The 4037-nt window shown below is 65.0% G+C and carries 3 protein-coding genes; 1 reads left to right on the top strand and 2 read right to left on the bottom strand.

Going from position 1 to position 4037, the window contains the following annotated elements; genetic code table 11:
- Positions 1-40: 40 nt before the first annotated feature.
- On the bottom strand, positions 41-2311 hold the full coding sequence (locus AKL29_RS05070; RefSeq protein WP_050383349.1) for a transglycosylase domain-containing protein: 2271 nt from the start codon (positions 2309-2311) through the stop codon (positions 41-43).
- Between the two features lie 137 nt (positions 2312-2448).
- Between AKL29_RS05070 and AKL29_RS05065 the strand changes: the two genes are divergently transcribed.
- Complete coding sequence (locus tag AKL29_RS05065) at positions 2449-2874, top strand: DUF1330 domain-containing protein (protein WP_028335618.1); 426 nt, start codon at positions 2449-2451, stop codon at positions 2872-2874.
- A gap of 170 nt (positions 2875-3044) precedes the next feature.
- On the opposite strand, the gene AKL29_RS05060 is transcribed toward AKL29_RS05065, so the two are convergent.
- On the bottom strand, positions 3045-4037 hold a 993-nt coding region (locus AKL29_RS05060), incomplete at its 5' end, for an ABC transporter substrate-binding protein (protein WP_244481765.1).

Below are 4037 nucleotides of genomic sequence, written 5' to 3'. Positions count from 1 at the left end.
GGAAAACCGCTTCGCATTTTTCCGGATCATGCTTTAGCGCCTACCGAAACAACCGATCCGCCAGCCAGCCGTCAAGTCCAGCCGCAGCCTCGGGCCGCGCGTTCGGGTTGGGTGGCGCCGAGGCGCGGGCTGGCGTCGGCGATGGCGGGCGATAATAGCTGCCGCCGGATGGTACCGGCGCGGGCGGCTGCGATGCCTGCATCGGTGGCTGAATCTGCATCGGTCCCGCCGGCGCTGCCGGTGCGGTGACCTGCGACGAGATCTGCATCAGGTTCGCCGGTCCCCAACTGCCTTGCGAGTTCGGGATCGCGGCGACCGGCACGCCCTGATGCGCCGCCTTCATGAAGCGGGTCCATACTTCCACAGGCAAGCCGCCACCGGTCGCCTTCTTGGTCGGTGAATTGTCGTCATTGCCGAGCCAGACGCCGGTGACGAGCTTGGCGGTGTAGCCGATGAACCAGGCGTCGCGATAATCCTGGCTGGTGCCGGTCTTGCCTGCGGCGGCCCAGCCCGGGATCTCCGCCTTGCGCGCGGTGCCCGAGATCAGCGTCTCGCGCATCATGCTGTTCATCATCGAATCGTAGCGCGGCTCGATCACCTGGTTGGGCGGATCGGTCGGTCGGTCATAGAGCAGCTTGCCCGAGCTGGTCTTGATCTTGGTCACCACATGCGGCGAGATGGCGTAGCCGCCATTGGCGAACGGCGCATAGGCGCCAACCAGCTCGATCACGGAAACTTCCGAGGTGCCGAGCGCGATCGAGACGTTGGGCTCCAGCTTGGAGGAGATGCCGAGCCGGTGCGCGGTGCGCACCACATTCTTGGCGCCGACCTCGACGCCGAGCCGCACCGCGACCGTGTTCAGCGACATCGCCAGCGCTTGGGTCAATGTCACCGAGCCGAAATACTCGTGGGTGTAGTTCTCCGGCTTCCAGCCCTTGATGTCGAGCGGCGCGTCGGTGCGGATGGTGTCCGGCGTCAGTCCTGCCTCGACCGCGGTGAGATAGACGAACGGCTTGAACGCCGAGCCCGGCTGCCGCTTCGCGGTGACCGCGCGATTGTATTGGCTCTCCGAGTAGTTCCGCCCGCCGACCATGGCACGCACCGCGCCGTCCGGCGTCATCGCCACCAGCGCGCCCTGGCTGACATTGAACTTCACGCTCTTGGCGGCGAGCTCATCGATGATGGCGGCTTCGGCGACGTTCTGCAGCTTCGGATCGATCGTGGTCTGCACCACGATGTCCTGGTCGATCTGGCCGACCAGATCGTCGAGCACTTCGCCGATCCAGTCGGCGACATAGTTCACGGTGCCGGCGCCGGCCGGCTTCACCACAATCGAGGGCTGGCCGATCGAAGCCTTGGCCTGCGCCTCGGTGATGAACTTGGCATCGGCCATCGCCGCCAGCACGACCTGCGCGCGCTGCTCGGCGCCTTCCGGGTTGCGGTTCGGCGCCAGCCGCGACGGCGACTTGACGAGGCCGGCCAGCATCGCGGCTTCCGGCAGCGTGACGTTCTTCGCCGACTTGCCGAAATAGCGCTGCGCGGCGGCCTCGACGCCATAGGCGCCGGACCCGAAATAGACCCGGTTGAGGTAGAGCTCGAGGATCTCGTTTTTGGAATGCTTGCGCTCCAGCCAGAGCGCGAGCTCGGCCTCCTGCAGCTTGCGCTGCATGGTGCGCTCCTGGGTCAGGAACAGGTTCTTGGCGAGCTGCTGGGTCAGCGTCGAGCCGCCCTGCGAGACGCCGCGGTGCAGCAGGTTGGTCATCGCCGCGCGCAGGATGCCGACCGGGTCGACGCCGTAATGCGAATAGAAGCGGCGGTCCTCGATCGCGATGAAGGCCTTCGGCAGATAGGGCGGCAGATCCTTCAACGCGATGTTGGCGCCGGCCATTTCGCCGCGTTGCGCCAGCACGCTGCCGTCGATGCCGACGATCTGGATCGTCGGCGGACGCTTGGGAATCTCCAGCGACTGGATCGGCGGCAGATGCGCGCCGACCCACACCACGACACCGATCACCGCAATGCCGGCCCACAGGCCGAGCACCGCGGTCCAATAGAACAGGCGGCCGATGCCAAAGCCCCGCGACTTGCTGCGCCGCTTGCTGCCGCCGCGCGACGGGCGCGGTTTCTCGCTACCGGAATCGCCGCTCTTGTCGCCGCTCTTGTCGCTGCTCTTGGGTTTGGACTTCGCGGGCTTGTCGTCGCCGCCGCCGGGAATGCGGTCGGAGGGCGACAGTCTGAGGTCGGCAAGCGCGGCCGGCAGCCCGAACAGCGGCTCCTTGCGCGCACCGCCTTTTTTACGTCCCCACGCCATCCGCAACGCTCACACCCTGACAGGGCGCACGCTAGCGTTCCCGGTTTAAGGGGCGGTTACGCAAAGCTTAACGGGGGATTAGGAGGTGAGGCAGCGCGTGCTACATAGAGACGGAACAAGAAACGAAGGAGCACCGCATGGGCCATATCGATCCGACCAAGGACGTCTTCGCGCAATTTCGGGACAACAACCGGCCGGGCCCGATCCACATGCTCAACCTGGTGCGCCTGCGCGAATGGGCCGCCTATCCCGACGGCCGCAAGGCCACCGGCGCGGAGGCTTATGCGGCCTATGGCCGCGAGAGCGGGCCGGTGTTCGAACGACTCGGCGGCCGCATCGTCTGGCAAGGCCGCTTCGAGCTGATGCTGATCGGTCCGCAGGAGGAGCGCTGGGATCACTGCTTCATCGCGGAATATCCAAGCGTCGCCGCCTTCGTCGAGATGATCCGCGATCCCGTCTATCGTGAGGCCGTGAAGCACCGCCAGGCCGCGGTGGACGATTCGCGCCTGATCCGGCATGCCGTGCTGCCGGTCGGCAAGAATTTCGGCGAGATTCCGGAGTGACGATGTCGGCCGTCGGCCGATATCGTCATGCGCGGGCTTGACCCGCGCATCCATCAGAGAAGAGCCTTCTCAATTTGATGGATTGCCGGGTCAGGCCCGGCAATGACGAGCTCCAAAACAAATCGGCGGCCCGGAGGCCGCCGATTGCATTTCATACCCGCGCGAACCGACTAGCCCGCCGGGCCGGCGTCCTCGAGGATCGGGCCGAACAGCTCCCAGCGCTCGCCGTTGAAGCGCATCATCTGCAGCTGCTTGTTGACGCGATAGTCGTTCGGCGCGGTGTTGCCCTTGATGCCGGGCAGCGCCATGTCGAGCTCGACATTCTTCAGGTTGGTCGCCTGCTTCAGCACGTTGTCGCGGGTCAGGTCGTCGCCGCACTGCTTCAGCACATGCACCATCAACTGCGCGGTCGAGTAGCCATAGGTGTTGAAGTTCGAGTTCTTGTCGCCGTCGGGATAGTACTTGGCCATGAAGTCGAAATAGCGCTTCATGCCCGGATCGTCCTTCCACTGCGGATCGGCCGGATCCTTGCCGTAATTGGTGCTGATCAGGCCCTTGGAGGCTTCCAGGCCCGCCGGCTGCAGCACGGCGCCGACCGAGGTCGCGTTGATGTCGACGATGTGGATCGGGTGCCAGCCGAGCTCGGCGATCTTCTTGATCGCCTGCGCCGCCTGCTTCGGCGTCGAGGCCGAGAAGAACAGGTCGGCGCCGGCGTCCTTGATCTTGATCACCTGGGAATCGATGGTCGGGTCGGAGACCTCATAGGAGGCTTCGGCCACGATCATCTTGGCGGCCTTGTCGCCGAGCCCGGCCTTGATGCCGTTGAGATAATCCTTGCCGAGGTCGTCGTTCTGATAGAGCACGCCGATCTTGGCGTTGGGATGCTCCTTCAGGATGTACTGGCCGTAGATGCGGCCTTCGACGAAGTAGTTCGGGTTGAAGCCGAGCGTCCAGGGGAAGTTCTTCGGGTCGGTGAACTTCGAGGCGCCGGTGGCGGCAAACAGCTGCGGCACCTTCTTGGCGTTGAGATATTTCTGCACGGCGGCGTTCGACGGCGTGCCGACGATCTGGAAGGTCAAGAGCACCTCGTCGCTCTCGACGAGCTTGCGCACCTGCTCGACGGCCTTCGGCGGCGAATACGCGTCGTCATACTGGATCAGGTT

The sequence above is a fragment of the Bradyrhizobium pachyrhizi genome (assembly GCF_001189245.1).
Taxonomy (GTDB): domain Bacteria; phylum Pseudomonadota; class Alphaproteobacteria; order Rhizobiales; family Xanthobacteraceae; genus Bradyrhizobium; species Bradyrhizobium pachyrhizi.
Note: the sequence above shows the minus strand (reverse complement) of the source record. Positions and strands in the feature narration are given on the sequence as shown.